Source organism: Methylibium sp., from assembly GCF_013817345.1.
Classification (GTDB): domain Bacteria; phylum Pseudomonadota; class Gammaproteobacteria; order Burkholderiales; family Burkholderiaceae_C; genus Methylibium.
On the sequence record NZ_JACDCW010000097.1, the window covers coordinates 1 to 15,856 of the forward strand.

General features: G+C 68.5%; 16 protein-coding genes and 1 pseudogene. 7 read left to right on the forward strand and 10 right to left on the reverse strand.

Annotation, left to right across the window (positions count from 1 at the left end; genetic code table 11):
* A partial coding sequence (locus H0W40_RS15860; RefSeq protein ID WP_292448049.1) for an alanine/glycine:cation symporter family protein occupies positions 1-907 on the forward strand: 907 nt, incomplete at its 5' end.
* Positions 908-965: 58 nt separating this feature from the next.
* On the opposite strand, the gene H0W40_RS15865 is transcribed toward H0W40_RS15860, so the two are convergent.
* The 3 genes from H0W40_RS15865 to H0W40_RS15875 all read right to left on the reverse strand — a co-directional run bounded on the left by H0W40_RS15865 (position 966) and on the right by H0W40_RS15875 (position 4,247).
* Positions 966-1,766 carry a TenA family transcriptional regulator gene (locus H0W40_RS15865; RefSeq protein ID WP_292448051.1) on the reverse strand — a complete coding sequence of 267 codons (801 nt, stop codon included), beginning with the start codon at positions 1,764-1,766 and terminating at the stop codon, positions 966-968.
* 185 nt (positions 1,767-1,951) lie between these two features.
* Positions 1,952-2,923 carry a tRNA-dihydrouridine synthase gene (locus H0W40_RS15870; RefSeq protein WP_292448053.1) on the reverse strand — a complete coding sequence of 324 codons (972 nt, stop codon included), beginning with the start codon at positions 2,921-2,923 and terminating at the stop codon, positions 1,952-1,954.
* 139 nt (positions 2,924-3,062) lie between these two features.
* Complete coding sequence (locus H0W40_RS15875; protein WP_292448055.1) at positions 3,063-4,247, reverse strand: hypothetical protein; 1,185 nt, start codon at positions 4,245-4,247, stop codon at positions 3,063-3,065.
* Positions 4,248-4,479: 232 nt separating this feature from the next.
* Between H0W40_RS15875 and H0W40_RS15880 the strand changes: the two genes are divergently transcribed.
* Both H0W40_RS15880 and H0W40_RS15885 read left to right on the forward strand, forming a co-directional pair.
* Complete coding sequence (locus H0W40_RS15880; RefSeq protein ID WP_292448083.1) at positions 4,480-4,914, forward strand: FKBP-type peptidyl-prolyl cis-trans isomerase; 435 nt, start codon at positions 4,480-4,482, stop codon at positions 4,912-4,914.
* Positions 4,915-4,941: 27 nt separating this feature from the next.
* Complete coding sequence (locus tag H0W40_RS15885; protein WP_292448058.1) at positions 4,942-5,544, forward strand: DUF1415 domain-containing protein; 603 nt, start codon at positions 4,942-4,944, stop codon at positions 5,542-5,544.
* Positions 5,545-5,562: 18 nt separating this feature from the next.
* On the opposite strand, the gene H0W40_RS15890 is transcribed toward H0W40_RS15885, so the two are convergent.
* Positions 5,563-6,525: a DUF808 domain-containing protein gene (locus tag H0W40_RS15890; RefSeq protein WP_292448061.1), complete on the reverse strand. Its 963-nt coding sequence runs from the start codon at positions 6,523-6,525 to the stop codon at positions 5,563-5,565.
* 195 nt (positions 6,526-6,720) lie between these two features.
* Here H0W40_RS15890 and H0W40_RS15895 point away from each other — a divergent pair, with 195 nt between their 5' ends.
* Both H0W40_RS15895 and H0W40_RS15900 read left to right on the forward strand, forming a co-directional pair.
* The gene (locus H0W40_RS15895) at positions 6,721-7,347 is read left to right on the forward strand and encodes a DUF938 domain-containing protein (protein WP_292448064.1); all 627 of its coding nucleotides are present in this window, start codon (positions 6,721-6,723) and stop codon (positions 7,345-7,347) included.
* 628 nt (positions 7,348-7,975) lie between these two features.
* The gene (locus tag H0W40_RS15900; protein WP_292448085.1) at positions 7,976-8,656 is read left to right on the forward strand and encodes a Crp/Fnr family transcriptional regulator; all 681 of its coding nucleotides are present in this window, start codon (positions 7,976-7,978) and stop codon (positions 8,654-8,656) included.
* A 259-nt stretch (positions 8,657-8,915) separates the two neighbouring features.
* Here the strand turns inward: H0W40_RS15900 and H0W40_RS15905 are convergent, their stop codons facing one another.
* From H0W40_RS15905 to H0W40_RS15930, 6 genes are all read right to left on the reverse strand, one after another.
* The gene (locus tag H0W40_RS15905) at positions 8,916-9,734 is read right to left on the reverse strand and encodes a metallophosphoesterase family protein (RefSeq protein WP_292448067.1); all 819 of its coding nucleotides are present in this window, start codon (positions 9,732-9,734) and stop codon (positions 8,916-8,918) included.
* Complete coding sequence (locus H0W40_RS15910; protein ID WP_292448069.1) at positions 9,731-10,717, reverse strand: diacylglycerol kinase family protein; 987 nt, start codon at positions 10,715-10,717, stop codon at positions 9,731-9,733. The genes H0W40_RS15905 and H0W40_RS15910 overlap by 4 nt, the downstream gene beginning before the upstream one ends.
* Before the next feature lie 197 nt (positions 10,718-10,914).
* A complete protein-coding gene (locus tag H0W40_RS15915; protein WP_292448072.1) occupies positions 10,915-11,745 on the reverse strand; it encodes a cytochrome P460 family protein in 831 nt (276 codons plus the stop codon).
* A gap of 132 nt (positions 11,746-11,877) precedes the next feature.
* Positions 11,878-12,240 carry a hypothetical protein gene (locus tag H0W40_RS15920; RefSeq protein WP_292448074.1) on the reverse strand — a complete coding sequence of 121 codons (363 nt, stop codon included), beginning with the start codon at positions 12,238-12,240 and terminating at the stop codon, positions 11,878-11,880.
* An 80-nt stretch (positions 12,241-12,320) separates the two neighbouring features.
* Positions 12,321-13,781: an ATP-dependent RNA helicase DbpA gene (gene dbpA / locus H0W40_RS15925; protein ID WP_292448077.1), complete on the reverse strand. Its 1,461-nt coding sequence runs from the start codon at positions 13,779-13,781 to the stop codon at positions 12,321-12,323.
* Positions 13,782-14,060: 279 nt separating this feature from the next.
* The gene (locus H0W40_RS15930) at positions 14,061-14,489 is read right to left on the reverse strand and encodes a hypothetical protein (protein ID WP_292448079.1); all 429 of its coding nucleotides are present in this window, start codon (positions 14,487-14,489) and stop codon (positions 14,061-14,063) included.
* Between the two features lie 192 nt (positions 14,490-14,681).
* Here H0W40_RS15930 and H0W40_RS15935 point away from each other — a divergent pair, with 192 nt between their 5' ends.
* Positions 14,682-15,347, forward strand: a complete 666-nt coding sequence (locus H0W40_RS15935) for a chorismate lyase (RefSeq protein WP_292448081.1) — start codon at positions 14,682-14,684, stop codon at positions 15,345-15,347.
* Between the two features lie 275 nt (positions 15,348-15,622).
* Positions 15,623-15,856, forward strand: a pseudogene (locus tag H0W40_RS15940) (ammonium transporter); the annotation flags it as partial.

Consider the following 15,856-nt stretch of genomic DNA (forward strand, 5'->3'; position numbering starts at 1 on the left):
GCTGCTCGGCTTCATCATCTTCGGCGGCGTCAAGCGCATCGCCGCCTTCGCCGGGGTGGTGGTGCCGTTCATGGCGCTGGCCTACATCCTGGTGGCGCTGGTCATCACCATCATCAACATCGATCAGCTGCCGGGCGTCGTCGCGCTCATCTTCAAGAGCGCCTTCGGCCTGGAGGCCGGTTTCGGCGCAATGCTCGGCCTGGCGGTCGAGTGGGGCGTGAAGCGCGGCGTTTATTCCAACGAGGCCGGCCAGGGCACCGGCCCGCACCCGGCCGCGGCGGCCGAGGTGTCGCATCCGGCCAAGCAGGGCTACGTGCAGGCGTTCTCGGTATACGTCGATACGTTGCTGGTGTGCTCGGCCACCGCGTTCATGATCCTGTCGACCGGGCAATACAACGTGCAGGGGCCCGACAAGTCGATGCTGGTGAACAACCTGCCCGGCATGGAGACTGGCCCCGGCTACACGCAGGCCGCAGTCGAATCGGTGCTGCCGGGCTTCGGTGCGAGCTTCGTGGCGCTGGCGCTGATGTTCTTCGCCTTCACGACCATCGTCGCCTACTACTACATGGCCGAGACGAACATCGCCTACATCAACCGCAAGATCCACCGGCCGTGGATGCTGCTGGTGCTCAAGTTCATGGTGATCGGGGCGGTCACCTACGGCGCGGTGCGCAGCGCCGGCGTGGCCTGGGACCTGGGCGACATCGGCGTGGGCCTGATGGCCTGGCTCAACATCATCGCCATCCTCATCATCCAGAAGCCCGCCTTGCTGGCACTGAAGGACTACGAGGCGCAGAAGAAGGCCGGCGTGGACCCGGTGTTCGACCCCGAACGGCTGGGCATCAAGAACGCCGACCTGTGGCTCGAGCGCAACCGCAAGTACGGCAGCAGTTCGGAGCGGCCCTGAAGCGCAAACCGCCGGCCGAGCGTGCGCTCGGCCGGCGGTGCGCGTTGTGGCCAGTGCGTCAGGCGCGCTTGAGCGCCGGCATTTGCACCACCGCCTTGTCGGGGCGGGCGCCGGCGTGGCGCATGCTCAGCACGTGGTCGAGCGTGAGGCGCATGTACTCGTAGCTCTTGAGCACGTTGTTGCGGATCAGTGCAACGCCGCGCTGCGTCGGGTCGGTGCCCATGATCGCGCAGACGATCTCCAGCGCTTCCCAGGGGTGCGAGTCGTCGTAGCGGGCGTGCAGCTTGAGCCACTTCATGGCCTTGGCGCGCACGTCGGGCTCGAAGCTGTTCTCGTATACGTCGGACGAGCAGACGAAGGCCGACCAGTCGCCGGTGGCGCCTTCGATCGCGTAGTTGGTGGCAGCCATGGCGGCAGCCAGCGCATCGCGTTCGCAGGTATGCCAGCACCAGTGGCCGAGCGCATGGGTTTCGAGCGGCACCTTGCCCTCGAACAGCTCGTCGCGGCTCACGCCGCTGGCGGCCGACCACTCGATCCAGTGATCGACGTGGTTCTGCTCGACGCGGATGTTGCGGATTAGGAAGCGCCGGGCCAGATCATGACCGCGCGTGCGGCCGTACTGGACCTTGAGCAGGTTGAGCGCCATGTACTGCGGAAACTGCTCGACCACCGGCCAGCCGCTGACGAGAAAGGCGTGGGTCTGTGCCTCGTCGAGCCGCGCCTCGCGCATGCGGTGGAACAGTTCGTGGGAAGTCACCCGTTCGCGGGAAGCGGCACAGGCGGCCACCATTTCCTGCGCCCACTCCGGGTAGCTCTCTATGTCCTGCAGGTCTCCCTGCCTCACAAAGGCATCTCCCACTCGACTCTCCTTTTGCCTTGCCGCCGAGCAGCGCCCAATCGCTGCCCGGTCTGCGAAAGCGTGAATTTTTGGCAGCGCGAGCGTAATCGAGGCCGGCCTGCCGATCAACGAATATTTGTCAAGGCGTTGCGGCGTGTGCTCGTGGGGGTCGCCTGAACAACCCCGGCAGCAGGGGGCAACGGCGATCAGGCGGGCATTGCGTCCGGGCCGAATAGCTGCTGGCTGAGCGCCTGCGGGTCCTCGAGCGTGCGCACCGCGGCGTAGGCGAGTTCGGCCTCCGGGTAGCGGCGACGCAGATAGTGGAGCCACTGCTTAAGCCGCCCGGCGCGGTGGCGCGGCAGCGCAATGTGAACAGCCACGAGCGCACAGAACTCGCGCAGCAGCGGCAGCACCGCCGGCCAGGCCAGGCCGGCCGGCACGCCGGCGCTCTCTACTCGGCCGTGTGCGGCGATGGCCAGCGCCAGCCCCGGATCCGCCACCGCACCGCGGCCGAGCATCAGCGCATGGCAGCCCGACGCGGCCCGGCAGCGCAGGGCATCGTCCACCGTCCAGATCTCGCCGTTGGCGATGACCGGAATGTCGATGGCACCGCGGATGTCGGCAATGCGCTCCCAGTAAGCCGGCGGGCGGTAGCCATGCGCCCGGGTGCGCGCATGCACGACCAGCTCACCGGCTCCGCCGCCCGCGATGGCCTGCGCGCATTCGACCGCGCGCGCGTCGTCGTCGAAACCCAGCCGCATCTTGGCCGAGACCGGCATGGGCGCCGGCACGGCGCGGCGCACCGCGGCGACGATGCGCCCGAGCAGCTCCGGGTCCTGCAGCAGGGCCGCGCCGCCGCCGTGGCGGTTCACCACCTTGGCGGGGCAGCCGAAATTCAGGTCGATGCCGGCCGGGCCGAGCGCCGCCAGACGCGCCGCATTCTCGGCAAGGCAGACCGGGTCGGAGCCGAGCAGTTGCGCATGCACCGGCACGCCGGCCCGCGTGCGCCCGCCGTTCAGCAGCTCGGGCACGATGCGCGTGAACACGCGCTCAGGCAACAGCGTGCCGGTGACGCGGATGAACTCGGACACGCAGCGGTCGATGCCACCGGCGCGCGTGAGGATGTCGCGCAAGGTGAAGTCGAGCAGCCCTTCCATGGGCGCGAGCAGAAGAGTCATGACACCGCCGTTCAGCCGCCGGCAAGGCGCGGCGAGCGGAGTCTGTCATGCCGTGCATCTGGCCACTCTGCAGGTTGCGTCAGACAAAAGCACAACCTTGCTGCGCACGCAAGGACGAGTCGTGCGCGCAGTCCCCGCTTCAGCGCCGGATGGTTGACCGCGTGATCACCGGCTGCCCGGTTTTCGCGAGGATGAAGATGCCCGGCAGCCCGGCCGTCTCGAAGCGGCCCTTGAGATGGGCCTCGATCAGCGAATCGGTGATCGACATGGTGCCGGTCCGGTTGTTGCTCACGAAGAACATCGCGCCCCCGCCTTCGTTGTGGGTGTTGTTGCGCAGGTGGTTGCCGCACATCCCGAGTCGGATGGTGTTGCCGTCCTGATAGATCGCGCCGCCGCTGCCGCCGCCGGGCGTGCCCGAGCGCTTGGGGTTGGCGCCGTAGCCGATCGCCCGGTTGTGGCTGAAAAGACTGTTGTGGATGCTGAACGAGGCGTGCAGTCCGCTGAGGGCGCCACCGTTGGAGCAGCTATTGCCGTAGCCCGAGGCGCCGCCAAAGCTGGTCTTGGTCACGTACACCGGCGCCTGCGGCGAGTTGCCGAAGACGCGCACCGCGCCACCGCCGACGTCCGGCCCGGTAGCTTCGCATTCATTGCGGAAGAAGCGGCTGTTGACGATCTTAAACCGCCCTCCGCGAACGTAGATCGCACCGCCGCCGTACACGCTTCTCTCGCCGTAGCTCTGACCCGCCGAGTTGCCGTCGACGAAGGTGAGGTTCTGCACGGTCAGGCGCGGCGTGTCCTGGATGTCGCAGCGCGACGAGGTCCAGACCTGCTTTGGATCGCAGGTGTTCTGGTAGAGCACACGCACCTTACCGCCGCCGCTCAGCGTGACCTTGCCGGCGCCGTCGAGCACCACATCGGGTTTGTTGTTGAAGACCTTGGCGGTGCGACTCATCGTGATGGTCACCGGATTGGCGCCGCAGTTGAACTTGATGATGCCGCCCTGCGCCACGGCGTTGACCACCGCGTCCGAGGTGCAGCTAGCCGGCGTGCCGGTGCCGACCACGCGGGTCGGTCTCGAGGTGTCGACCGCCAGCGCGGCGGCCGGCACCGCGCAACGGCCCTGCGAATAACCTGCGGCCGGGCCGCTGTTACTGCTCACCACGGCCGCGGCGGTGGCGCGGCTGGTTTCTTCGGCCGGGTCGGCGCCGGCGACGTCGGTGTCGCCGCCACCTCCGCCGCAGCCACTCAACACGGCGCCGAACAATGCGACGAGAACGAGGCGGTGAAAGGTCGAAAAGCGGGGACGGCAGGGCAGTGAATGCATGGGCGGGCGATGTGGCGTGGAAAGGAAGCGCGACCTTAATGCGCACGGCATGGCAAGGCTGTGACGATCCGGTGTCGCCTGTCGCAACATGCATCGCTTCTCTGCATCGCGCGCTTGTGTTATTCACGAGGCTTCGCCACCGCGAGCGGCCTCACCGCTGCCGTGTTTGCGGCGTTCGCCGACTGAGCCGATCATTGGCGCCCCTGAACCCGCGGAGCCTGCCTTGAGAGCCCTGATTCCTGCCGCCTTCCTGATCGCCCTGACGAGTGCTGCCGCCGCTCAGGCCCCGTCCGACGCCGCCGCCGGCGCCGCCCGCGAAGCCGGCGCCGTGGTGCTGCCCAGCGGGCTGGTCTACCGTTCCTTGCAGGAAGGCTCTGGCGCGACCCCGGCCCCGAGCGACGTGGTGCGGGTCCACTACCGCGGCACACTGCCTGGCGGCAAGGAGTTCGACAGCTCGCACAGCCGCGGCGAGCCCGCCGCGTTCCCGCTGAACGGCGTGATCCCATGCTGGACCGAAGGCCTGCAGCGCATGAAGGTCGGCGGCAAGGCCCGGCTGACCTGCCCGCCGGCCATCGCCTATGGCTCGCGCGGGGCCGGCGGCGGCGTAATCCCGCCAAACGCGACGCTGCACTTCGAAGTCGAGCTGCTCGACATTCGCGGCCGCTGAGGACGCAACGGCCCGCGACAAATCGCCATGCAAGCTCGAAAAGTACCGCAAGCCCCGCACCCCGAACGGGTGATCGCCGAGACGCGCGCCTGGGTCGAGCGCGCGGTCATCGGTCTGAACCTGTGTCCCTTCGCCCGTGCGGTGCAGATCAAGCGCCAGATCCGCTATGCGGTGACCGAGGCGACGGATGCCGAAGCGCTGCTCGAAGCGCTGGTTGCAGAGATGCACGCGCTGGTTGCCGCTGATCCGGCCCGCATCGACACGACCTTGCTGATCCATCCGCAGGTGCTCGGCGACTTCGCCGACTACAACGATTTCCTGCAGGTTGCGGACGACGCCCTCGCAAATCTGGACCTGGAGGGCGTGCTGCAGGTCGCGAGCTTTCATCCGCACTACCGCTTCGCCGGCACCAAGGCGAACGACGTGACCAACGCGACCAACCGCTCGCCTTATCCGACGCTGCACCTGCTGCGCGAGGCCAGCGTCGACCGCGCCGTCGCTGCTTTTCCGGAGGCGTCGGCGATCTACGAGAACAACCTCGTCAGCTTGCGCGTGCTCGGAGCCGAGGGATGGGCAGCCTTGCAGGCGCAGTGCCGGCGCGACGCCGCCGGCTACGAGCCGCCGGGGTAAGCGGACCGCAGTGCGTGCTCAGGACAGCTGCGGCTTCTTGTCGCCGCCGCCGATGACCCGCTTGACGACGCTCACGACGGCCACCACCAAGGCACCCAGCACGATGCCGACCACGGCGTCGAGCAATGTCGGCCCGATCGCCGCGAGCACGCCGCCGACAGCCGGCCACGTGGCCGCGTGGGCAGCAAGCGCGTCGATCGCGTGGTCCAGCGCGGGAATGCCGTGCGTGATGATGCCGCCGCCCACCAGGAACATCGCGGCTGTGCCGACGATGGAGAGCGTCTTCATCATGTAAGGCGCCGCGGCGACGATGCCGCGCCCGAACGCGCGCTGCGCCCGCGCCAGCGCACCGGTGCCGCTTCGCTTGCTCAGGTACAGGCCGCCGTCGTCGAGCTTCACGATGCCCGCGACCAAACCGTAGACCCCCACCGTCACGAGCACGGCAACCGTTGTCAACACGCCGAACTGTGTGACGAAGGGCGAGGCGGCCACGGTGCTGAGCGCGATCGCGATGATCTCTGCCGAGAGGATGAAGTCGGTGCGCACCGCGCCCTTGATCTTGTCCTTCTCCACCTCGACCACGTCGACCGCCGGATCGGCCAGCGCGTTGACGAGGACCGCATGGCGGGCTGCATCTTCCTTGGGGTCGTGCAGGAATCGGTGCGCCAGTTTCTCGAAGCCCTCGTAGCACAGGAAGGCGCCGCCGATCATCAGGATCGGCGTCACCGCCCAGGGCGCAAAGGCACTGATCGCCAGCGCCGCCGGCACCAGGATGAGCTTGTTGAGCGCGGAGCCCTTGGCCACCGCCCACACGACGGGGAGCTCACGGTCGGGCTTCACGCCGGACACCTGCTGCGCATTGAGCGCGAGGTCGTCGCCGAGCACGCCAGCGCTCTTCTTGGCGGCCACCTTGGTGAGCAACGCCACGTCGTCGAGCACGGTGGCGATGTCGTCGATCAGCAAGAGCAGGCTGGAGGCCATCGAGATTCTTCCTTGTGCGAAACGGCGCTCGCCGGCACGGCACGATGCCCTTGCCCGGCAAGACTTTTCAGTGCGGCGCGCCGAGCGGGATCGTAACGGCCCGAGGGGGACAACGGCGCGGGGCAGACGGCCGGCCGCGTCGACTCGCCTTAAGCTTTCGATTTCCTTGCAACCCAGCCGCCCCGCCGGCGCCCTATGCCTTCCGACGACACCCTGCGCCACAGCCCCGCGGCCGAGCGCAACCGCCAAGCCCTCCTCGAAGCGCTGGTGCAATTGCTGCCGCCGCAGGGCTCGGCGCTGGAGATCGCCAGCGGAACCGGCCAGCACGCCGTTCATTTCGCCGCCGGCCTGCCCGGCTGGTCGTGGCAGCCGAGCGATCCCGACCCCGGCGCGCTCGCCTCCATTGCGGCATGGTCGGCGCATTCGCGACTGCACAACCTTCGTGCGCCGCTGCAGCTAGACGTGACGGCAGCGCAATGGCCCGTGGAGCCGGGCTGGACAGCAATGTTCTGCGCCAACCTGCTGCACATCGCGCCGTGGGCGGCGTGTCTCGGTCTCATGGCCGGCGCCGCGCGCAACCTCGCGCCCGGCGGCTTGCTCCTGACTTACGGACCCTACCTCGTCGACGATGCACCCACGGCACCAAGCAACCTCGCCTTCGACGCCGATCTGCGCGGCCGTGACCCGGCCTGGGGGCTGCGGCGGCTGGCAGACGTGGCGCAAGCGGCCGTCACGGCGGGCATGGTGCTGCGCGACCGCCTGTCGATGCCGGCCAACAATCTGCTGCTGGTGTTCACCCACGCACCCGCTACGCCTGCGTGAACCGACGCATGGCGGCTACCCGCCAGCACCTCAACCGAGGCCGAAGAACGAAAGCACCGCGACGACGACGACGATCAGACCAACGATGTAGATGATTCGGCTCATGGAGCGCTCCTTCAAGGGTTGGGCATTTCGACGGGCGCCGGCTCGAAGAAGCCGCCGCGTGCGGCGATGGTCGTCGCCTCGCCGACTGAACACCGTGCGGCAGCGAACGGCCGGTGCCGGCATCGGCGGCAGGGACCGCAACATCGGTTCCATCAAGCCTGTTGCACATGCTCACCCTTCCAGGCGTAAGCTGAAGCTCCACGTGGGAAAAGCCTTACAGCCCCTCGCGGCGCGGACCTAGCGACGCTGTCATGCGGCGTCGATAAGGTGCCGGCACGCGCGATCCCGCGTGAAGATCGACAGGAGCCCCATGCACAAGGACTTGGCACGCTCGATACGCACAGCGGGCGCAGGGCACGGCGGCATCCCGCTCGGCGACGGCGGCGAGCCCCTGAGCATCGAGCCTGCGATCGATGCGTCCGTGGGCTTGCTGCCCGACCCTCACGCGGGGCCGAGCCACGAGGCCGCACTGCGCCGCAGCCCCTTCGCCGTACAACAGTGGCGACCGAACCGGCTGCTCTCCATGCTGCCCGCGGCGGCCCGGCAACGCTTGCACTCACGGCTCGAACAGGTCGCTATGCCGCTCGGCGCCACGCTGCACGAAGCCGGCGCGCCCGCGCAATCGGCCTGGTTCCCGACCACCGCGATCGTCTCGCTGCTGTGCGGCAACCAGGACGGCAGTTGCACCGAAATCGCCGCCATCGGCCACGAGGGCATGATCGGCATCGGCATCTTCATGGGCGCCGAGGGCGGGCTGCACCGCGCGGTCGTTCGGGGCGAAGGCCACGCCTGGCGCATCGACGCCCAGTGGCTCAAGCAGGAGTTCGAGCGCGGCGAAGCCGCGACGCACCTGCTGCTGCGCTACACGCAAACCTTGATGATGCAGATGGCGCAGACCGCCGTGTGCAACCGCCATCATTCACTCGAGCAGCAGCTATGCCGCTGGCTGCTCGGTAGCCTGGACCGTTCGCCGCACGTCGAACTGACGACGACGCACGAGCTGATCGCCGGCTCGCTCGGCGTGCGTCGCGAAGGCATCACGCAGGCCGCCGGCCGGCTGCGCAGGCGCGGCTTGATCGAATGCCACCGCGGCCGCATCGGCGTCATCGACCGGCACGGGCTCGAAGCACGGGTCTGCGAGTGCTACGCCGTCGTGAAAACCGAGACCGCACGCCTTCTGCCCGAGCCGCCAGAGGCAGCCTGAAGAAGTCGTCGGATCGAGAGCGCCCCGGGGCTGTGCGCTCAGCCTTTCGGCACTCGGGTGCTCCGGTACCAGCGTGTCGCCTCGATGCTCGCGATGCAGCGTGACGTTGAGCAGCGCATTGCCGCCCCATTGCCATCACTCACGCGAGAGCCAGGTCTGTGCGCCGGCGCACGAGCAGCACGCCGGCCACGGCGTCAGGCCGAATGCCGACAGCGCGTGCTCACCGAGCCCGTGCGCGAGCGCCACGAGGGCTGCGTCTTCAGCGTCCACCCGGCTCGCACGCCGCGCCGACTTCGAGGCCGTGGACGCACTCGAAGGCCTGCCGCCCGGCGCTGTAATCCCAGCGCTCGATGCGGCAGCGCCGGCGAGTCGTGCCGTGGCGAATGAGGTTGACCGAATTGGGTGCATCGCCGCGCACGCGCGCCGAAACCGCGGTGCCCGCCTGCACGGCCCACATCTCGCGCGGGAGCAGCGCGTAGCGCTCGCTCAGGGGCAGCACGAAAGGCAAGTGAATGTGACCTCCCAGGATGAGATCGCAGCCTGCCTCGGCCCAGCGCCGAACCGCCGCTTCGCGCCCGTGCAGCAGGTTCTCCTCGTCGCACGCCTGCGTGACGGCCACGGGCTGGTGAACCACGACGATGCGCAGTTGCGCAGCGTGCGCCGCGCCGAGGCGGCGGGCCACACGCTCGATCTGCTTGGCCGAGACCTCGCCGTCGGTGTGGCGCCAGAAACGCGTGGTGTTGAGCGCCAGCACGAGAAGATCGGGCGACTCGAACTGCGGCTCGAGTTCATAACCGAAGGCGCGCCGGTGGTTGGCATAGGGCGCGAAGAGGCGCGCGGCCAGGTTGAAGAGCGCGATGTCGTGGTTGCCCGGAATGACCAGCAGCGCCGGTGCGCGCAAGCGGTCGACGAAGGCCCGCGCATCGCGGAACTGCGAAGCGCGGGCGCGCTGGGTGATGTCGCCCGAGAGCACCACCACATCGGGCGCCTGCGCGTGCGCCAGGCGCACCAGCGCTTCCACGACCGGCGCCTGCTCGGTGCCGAAATGGGTGTCGGAAATCTGCAGCAGAACGCTCATGAATCCGGAGCCGCCGCTTCGTCGGCTCGCGCGCCTTCAAAGACGGGCGATCGCGGCGCCAGCAGGTACAGCGGTTCGGGCGAAACGCGCAACTCCAGCGGCATCCTCAGCCAGACGATCTCGCCGTCAGTGGCCACCTTCACGCGCTTGGGTCCGTAGGGCAGCGCCTGGCGCACCGTCATGCGGTCGACGCCGAAGCTGAACACGTTGTCGGCGTCCCCCAGGCGCCCGAGTGCACCGCTCACCAGCAGCCCGAGCATCGACAGCCAGCCGACGGGGCGCAGCGTGATCGCGGCCAGCTGGCCGTGCTCGATCAGCGCGGCCTCGTCGATGCCGATCTGCTCGAGCTGCAGCCGGTTGTTGCCGACGAACAGCGTGGGCGTGCGGATGCTGCGCGTGCCGCCCGGGCGCTCCAGGCGGATCCGCAACTGGCGGTGCTCGCGCAACACGCTCACCAGGCCGGCGATGAAGGCGACCCCACGGCTGCGGCCGAACTGCTGCTTGTAGCCCTCGCGATCTTCGAGCAGCTGCGGGTACAGGCCCAGGCTGGCATTGACCAGGAACAGCCGGTCGTTGACCAGCCCCACCTGAACGGGCCGCACCACGGCATCGAGCAGCGAGCGCGCCGCATCGGCCGTGTCGGTCGGGATCCCGTGGGTGCGGGCGAAGTAATTGAAAGTGCCCAGCGGCACGACGCCGAACGCGCAACCGCGGCCCAGCACGAGTTGCGCCACGGCATTGAGGCTGCCGTCGCCGCCTGCAGCGACCACCACGCCGCCGCGCTCGCGCGCCTTGCCGAGTGCGCTACGCGCCGTCTCCTGCAGGCGCGAGGCGTCCTTGACCTCGAACACCTCGCATGTGCGGCCCGCCTCGCCGAGCACGGTTTCGATCGCCGCTCTCGTCTCGCTCGCATCCCGCTTGCCGGAGCCGGCGTTCAGGACGATGAAAAAGGGAGCGTCGGCATCGACGACGGGAAGCGACATGCGCAGGGCTCGCGAAGCGGGACGACGCCCCGGGCCGAGGAGTAGAGCATGGGGGCCAGCCGCCGTTGGTGGTCGAACAGACCGTCGCCCCGGGCAGGGCAATGTGCCGCCAGCCGGTGACTTGGCAACCCGGGCGCCACGGCGTCGGACACAAAAAGCCCGGCTGCGCGGCCGGGCCGGGTCGACGACGGCTCGCCTCAGTGCTTGGCCGTCACCTCGATGCTGCCCTTCATGCCGGGATGCAGCCCGCAGAAGTAGGCGATGTTGCCGGCCTGGTCGAATTGCAGCGTGGCGCTCTGGCCTTTCAGCATCACGCCGCTGCGCTTGCCGCCGTCGGCCAAGGTGATCTGGTGCGGCGTGTCGTCGGCGTTGGTCCAGGTCACGTTCTGCCCCGCCGTCACCTTCAGGGCGCCGGGGCCGAAGGCGAAGCCGCTGATCGCCACGTCGCTCGGACCGCTTCTCGCGGCCACCGTGGCGGTCGAAGGGAACTTGCCGGACAGCTTGGGCAGGTTGGTCAGGTACTCCTCCTGCGCAAAGGGCAGGTGGCACTGGTAGCAGGCGGTCAGATTGGCCTTCTCGTTCACCTTGCCCTCCGGCGTGAACGACTGGTAGACCCAATCGCCGTTGCGCACGGCGGCCGGAATGTCCTCGCCCCAGCCTTTTTGCTTTTGCATGGAGTTCACCGCGACCAGCTTGTCCTTGACGAAGCGGCCGTTGGCGTCCTTCACCGGCTTGCCCTCGGCATCGACCTTGGCCGCGTAGGCGGCCAGGGTGATGATGGTGCCGTCGGGGATGGGTTTGCCGTCCTTGGCCGCCTGCACCGCCGCAGCACTGGTGTAGAACTCGCGGTATTGCTTGGTGTCGTGACGGTCCACCGTGGCGTACAGCACGCCCTTGTCATAGCCCTCGGGAAACTGCAGCTTGTTGGGCCCGGAGGGCACCAGCGCCTGCTGCGCTACCGCCACAGCGCCCGGGCCGGCGATCACCGACGCCACGAGCAACGCGACACATCTTGCGTACTTCGCCATTTCAGACTCGCCGAGTGTTGGGGAGCCGCAATATAGCCGTGCTCATCGAGCGCAAGCAATAGCGTGCACGTCACCCGCCGGCCTCGACGCCACCGTTCCACAGCGCGCATACACCGGCGCACAGCCGGCCTCTCAGTCCACGAAGGCCGCCCGCACGATGCGCCATTCCTGCGGACCCGACAGGCTGCGCGAGCAGCCGAGCGGCTCGGGCTCGCCACCCGGCTTCAACACCGAGCGCGAGCGATCGCCCGTGCCGGTGCCCATGTGGTAGCGGTCCAGCCACACGCGCAGCGTGCGGTTCGGATGGGTGTTCTTCACCAGGATCTGCACGCCGTTGCGCGAGACGCAAAGGCCGACGAAATCTTCGACGAAGGCCACGTACTGCCGTGCGTCTTCCTTCGCACCCGTCTGCGCGGCCACCGGCCCGGCGAGCGAGCCAAGCGCGCCGAGCGCCAGCACCGCGGAAAAGATCGTTGTCGAGAACCGGTGAGTCACGCCATGCCTCCTTGCGTCAGGTGCCGGGAGTGTCGCAAATCGATCCGCCCGAGCGCAGCGCAGGGATTGCCGCGCAGCGCTCAGGCCGGCGCGTCGCTGAGCCGTCGCGCCTTGACTCGCTTGCCCTTGACCTTGACCTCGTTCAGACGCCGCAGCGCATCGGGCGCAATGCCCCGCTCCACCGCCACGTAGGTCGAAAACTCCACGACATTGATCTTGCCGATCTGCGCGGCGGCGAAGCCCGCCTCGCCGGTGAGCGCGCCCAGCACGTCGCCCGGGCGGATCTTCTCCTTGCGCCCGCCGAGGATCTGCAGGGTGACCATCGGCGCAAGCAACTTGCCCTCGCCGCTGGATTTGAGCTCGCCGAGCGGGTGCCACTCCGATTCGCGACCCTGCAGCAGTTCGATGTTGCCCACGCGCCCCATCTCGTCGAGGCTGGCCAGGCTCAGCGCCCAACCGACCTCACCGGCGCGGCCGGTTCGGCCGATGCGGTGGATGTGCAACTCCGGCTCGGGGGTCACGTCGACGTTGATCACGGCCTCCAGCTGCGCGATGTCCAGGCCGCGCGCCGCCACGTCGGTTGCGACCAGCACCGAGCAGCTTCGGTTGGCGAACTGCACCAGCACCTGGTCGCGCTCACGCTGCTCCAGGTCGCCATGCAGGGCCAGCGCCTCGAAGCCCTGGGCCGAGAGCACCGCGACCAGATCGCGGCACTGCTGCTTGGTGTTGCAAAAGGCCAGGCTGCTCGCCGGGCGGTAGTGGTCCAGCAGCAAAGACACGGCATGCAGCCGCTCGTTCTCGCGCACCTCGTACCAGCGCTGGCGAATGGTGGCACCGGCATGCTGCTGCACGAGCTTCACTTCCTTCGGCTGGCGCAGGAACTGCTGGCTCAACTTGACAATGCCCGGCGGATAGGTGGCGGAGAAAAGCAGTGTCTGGCGCTCCTTCGGGCAGGCCTTGGCCACCGTGGCGATGTCGTCGAAGAAGCCCATGTCGAGCATGCGATCGGCCTCATCGAGCACCAGCGTGTTCAGCGCATCGAGCGCGAGGCTGCCGCGCTGCAGGTGATCGAGCAGCCGCCCCGGCGTGCCCACGACGACATGCGCGCCATGCTCGAGGCTGGCGAGCTGCGTGCGGATCACGGCGCCGCCGGCCAGGGCCAGCACCTTCAGGTTTTCCTCGGCTCGTGCCAGGCGGCGGATCTCCTGCGTGACCTGGTCGGCCAACTCGCGCGTCGGCACCAACACCAGCGCCTGCACCGCCCGCCGGCGCGGGTTCAGCCGGTCGAGCAGCGCCAGCGCGAACGCCGCCGTCTTGCCGCTGCCGGTTTGCGCCTGGGCGATCAGGTCGTGGCCGGCCAGCGCGAGCGGCAGGCTGGCCGCCTGGATCGGCGTCATGTGCCGATAGCCGAGCTGTTCCAGATTGGCGAGCACGGCAGGCGGGAGCGGCAGTGCGCTGAAGGACGCCGGGCCGGCGGGCGCCGCTCCGGTAGCGGGGACAGCGGCGCCTGGCGGCGGCGTTCGAGCAGAGGAAGAGTTCATCCGGGGGATTATCCGGAGAGACCGTGCCACGCCGGCCCGCCGACTGAGCGTGCCGGCACGCTGCCGATGCAGCGAACTGAGCCGGCTTTTCACCTTTGATCCGACGACCGCCGCGCACGACGGACCGGCACACTCTCTTCACCAAGGCGACAAACCGACCGCACCATTGGGCGGAGCCCGGAACCCGTCACCGGCGCCAGACCCCGTCGCTGCACGCGAGTGCAGTGTCCGGAAGCAAAGAGGGCCACCCCCGGGTGGCCCTTGGCTTTTGTGGCGCCCCTATCTGTCGGCGATGGCCAGCGTGCTGTCCGCCCACAGGGCATCTTGTTCGTCGCCGCCGTCCTTGCGGTCGGCATGGAACTCGCGCAGGTTCATCAGTTCCCCCAGCACCTCGGCCGCAAACCCCTGGCGCCCGCCGCGCTGGTCCACGATCAGGGAAGAAAGAACGCGTTCCGTCAGTTCGTGGTCCCTCCAGCACAGCGCAAGCTGATTGACGACGCGGGCATGGCGCTGCGCCAACTGCATGGGTCGAACCTCGCGGGGCAAGCCCATCAACCATTTCTTCGACAAGGCAGTGATTTCGACAGGCCGCTCTTCAACCGGCTTCTTGAGCTGGGCTGCAAGCATGCTGGTCGTCTCGAATTCCGGCGCGGCGCTGACCGAACCGGGACGCTCGAGGCGGCGACGCAATCGCTGCAGGAATTTCATTGAAGCCTTCGTGTCTGGACGGCCTCATTCTGCCCGTCGTAACAAATGACTACCCTCGCGCCGATCGGCACCTTCACTTCAGCGTGACATCTGGCACGCTTCGGAGGCCACGCGATCGGAGGGGGCGACACGAAGCATCGGAATGCAAGCGCGGCCGACCGCTTTCCAGCCACGTTCGGGTCGAGAGCCACAATGCGCGGCTTCGCGTCTCCGACCATGCCCGACTGGTGTTCTCGTCTTCCCCGCTCCCGCGCGCTGGCCCGCTGGCTCAGCGCGCCCGGCTCGCTGAGCGCCCAGATCGCACGTGTCTTCGGATCGCTCACGGTGCAGCGCACCTGCCAGCGCGCGGGCCGCGCGAGCCGAGACGAGGCCCTGGCGCTCGGCTTGGCGCCGGGCCAGCGCGTTCATGTGCGCGAGGTGATCCTGCGCTGTGACGGCCGGCCGCTGATCAGCGCGCGCACCGTCGTCGAGCCGGCGTCGTTGAAAGGTCCTTGGCGCGCCCTCACCGGCCTGGGCACCCGCCCCCTTGCCGAACTGCTGTTTCAAGACGCCGGCGTGCGACGCTCGCCCCTCGCCTACACCCGCATCAACTTGAGCAGCGCATCGGGCCGCCGCCAGGCGGCCGCCTGGCGGCGCGCGACCGATCAACACTGGAGCGGTGAGGAGCTCTGGGCGCGGCGGGCGGTTTACGTGCGTCGCGGCCACGCGCTGCTGGTCACCGAGGTGTTCGCGCCGGCCGTGGAGGAACGCGCCCCGCAACTGGCGCGCGCTGTACACAGCGCAGACCGCACACGGCTCGCACCTGCGCATGCCGGTTCGCAGCGGCCGCGGCGCGAAGCGCCGGCTACTGGGCAGTAGCGCTGCTGTACGCGCGGCGGCGCCATCAACAGGGCGTTGATGCGGGCACGCGGCGAACTGCGCCGAGGTCCGCAATTGAATCGTCGCACCACAACGGCTCGCGCTCAACCGTATTTGGTGCGCGCATGCACCAACGCAAGGCGCTCATGCGCCACCGGTCCCTTGCGAGGAAGGCCAGCCCTGCACCAATATCGGCATGGGCCTTGCTAACCCGGTGCGCCTTGTTCGCCGGTGGTGCATTCCGCCCGCCGCGGCGTCGGTGGGGAGAACTTTCGATGGATCAAGTCAAGCACGGCAGCGACGCCCTGTTCATCCTGCTCGGCGCAATCATGGTGCTGGCAATGCACGCCGGTTTCGCTTTCCTGGAACTGGGGACCGTGCGCGCGAAGAACCAGGTCAATGCGCTGGTCAAGATACTGGTCGACTTCGCGGTCTCGACCATCGCTTATTTCTTCGTCGGCTATTCGGTGGCGTACGGCGTGAGCTTCTTCTCCGGCGCCGAGGTGCTG

Excerpts from the sequence above, each read along its gene's own strand:
- H0W40_RS15910 (WP_292448069.1), bottom strand. The coding sequence starts at position 10,717 with ATGTCGCTTCCCGTCGTCGATGCCGACGCTCCCTTTTTCATCGTCCTG.
- H0W40_RS15935 (WP_292448081.1), top strand. The coding sequence starts at position 14,682 with ATGCGCGGCTTCGCGTCTCCGACCATGCCCGACTGGTGTTCTCGTCTT.
- H0W40_RS15905 (WP_292448067.1), bottom strand. The coding sequence starts at position 9,734 with ATGAGCGTTCTGCTGCAGATTTCCGACACCCATTTCGGCACCGAGCAG.
- H0W40_RS15885 (WP_292448058.1), top strand. The coding sequence starts at position 4,942 with ATGCAAGCTCGAAAAGTACCGCAAGCCCCGCACCCCGAACGGGTGATC.
- H0W40_RS15915 (WP_292448072.1), bottom strand. The coding sequence starts at position 11,745 with ATGGCGAAGTACGCAAGATGTGTCGCGTTGCTCGTGGCGTCGGTGATC.
- dbpA (WP_292448077.1), bottom strand. The coding sequence starts at position 13,781 with ATGAACTCTTCCTCTGCTCGAACGCCGCCGCCAGGCGCCGCTGTCCCC.
- H0W40_RS15870 (WP_292448053.1), bottom strand. The coding sequence starts at position 2,923 with ATGACTCTTCTGCTCGCGCCCATGGAAGGGCTGCTCGACTTCACCTTG.
- H0W40_RS15875 (WP_292448055.1), bottom strand. The coding sequence starts at position 4,247 with ATGCATTCACTGCCCTGCCGTCCCCGCTTTTCGACCTTTCACCGCCTC.
- H0W40_RS15890 (WP_292448061.1), bottom strand. The coding sequence starts at position 6,525 with ATGGCCTCCAGCCTGCTCTTGCTGATCGACGACATCGCCACCGTGCTC.
- H0W40_RS15895 (WP_292448064.1), top strand. The coding sequence starts at position 6,721 with ATGCCTTCCGACGACACCCTGCGCCACAGCCCCGCGGCCGAGCGCAAC.
- H0W40_RS15900 (WP_292448085.1), top strand. The coding sequence starts at position 7,976 with ATGCTGCCCGCGGCGGCCCGGCAACGCTTGCACTCACGGCTCGAACAG.
- H0W40_RS15930 (WP_292448079.1), bottom strand. The coding sequence starts at position 14,489 with ATGAAATTCCTGCAGCGATTGCGTCGCCGCCTCGAGCGTCCCGGTTCG.